Annotated in this window: 1 protein-coding gene; it reads left to right on the forward strand. The window is 48.6% G+C overall.

Annotation, left to right across the window (positions count from 1 at the left end):
• The first annotated feature begins 52 nt into the window (after window positions 1-52).
• Window positions 53-1,215 (forward strand): IS3 family transposase gene (locus tag BM030_RS19575; RefSeq protein ID WP_244519053.1). Its coding sequence is split into 2 segments (ribosomal slippage): window positions 53-305 and window positions 305-1,215, totalling 1,164 coding nucleotides; the frame shifts between segments, so codons are not numbered across the junction.
• Window positions 1,216-1,227 lie beyond the last annotated feature (12 nt).

Below are 1,227 nucleotides of genomic sequence, written 5' to 3' on the forward strand. Positions count from 1 at the left end.
CTTCCCTAAAAACAGCTACGATTATTAATGTAGTTTTATAATTTTAGGGACAATGAAAAAGAGCAATTTCAGCGAGGCGCAGATCATCAAGATTCTGGCCAGTCAGGATTCGGGTCGTTCGGTTTCGGACATCTGCCGTGAGCACGGTATCAGCCAAGGTACATTTTACAATTGGAAGAGCAAATATTCGGGGATGGATGTTTCCCAGCTCAAGCAGATGAAGGAAATGGAAAAGGAATTGGCCCAGTATAAGAAGATTGTTGCGGAGTTAACACTCCAAAACACGGTTTTAAAAGACGTTATCGAAAAAAAGCTTTAGGGCCTGCCGAGAAGCGTGAGTTGGTGGGCTATGCCCATCAGGAGTTTAAAATGAGCCTTCGGCAGGCCTGCGTACTATTCCATATGAGTACATCGGTTTATTATTACCAAGCCAAACGCAAGGATGACCGCGAGATTATTGAGCAGTTGTCCAACCTTGCCGAATTGTATAAGACATGGGGTTTCTGGATGATGTTCAAACGGCTGCGCAAGCCGCATTATATGTGGAACCACAAACGGGTATACCGTGTTTATACGTCCATGCGGCTGAATCTGAGGAACAAGCGTAAGAAACGGCTCCCGGCACGTGTGCAGGCCCCGTTGCTATGCCCCATAGGGCCGAATATCACCTGGAGCCTTGATTTCATGCAGGACACGCTTGCCTCGGGCAGGAAAATGCGCACACTGAACGTAATCGATGATTTCAACCGTGAGGCCCTGGGTATTACGGCAGATTCCAGCCTTCCGGCCCTGCGGGTAATCGGGGAATTGGAAAAACTGATCGAATGGCGGGGCAAGCCCGAGAAGATCCGTTCGGACAACGGGCCGGAGTTCATTGCCGCAGCCATGGAGGAATGGTGCCGGGAAAACCGTATCGAGTGGGAATACATACAGCCCGGCAAACCCACGCAGAACAGTCTGGTGGAACGCTTCAACCGGACTTTCCGACAGGACGTGTTGGACAGTTTCATGTTTGACAGCGTTGCCGAACTGCGGATGTACGCAAACGCATGGGCATGGATGTATAATAATGTGAGACCGCATTCGGCGCTTGAATATCTCACGCCGACGGAATTCCTGTTGAAATATGGAAAACTCTCCGAGTTTCCCACATTACAACAGGACAACAACAATAATTGTGATTGGAATTCTTTAGTTTTGGGTGTAGCTAGTTAGGGGAAGATTACA

Origin of the sequence: Parapedobacter composti (assembly GCF_900112315.1) — a bacterium.
GTDB classification, from domain to species: domain Bacteria; phylum Bacteroidota; class Bacteroidia; order Sphingobacteriales; family Sphingobacteriaceae; genus Parapedobacter; species Parapedobacter composti.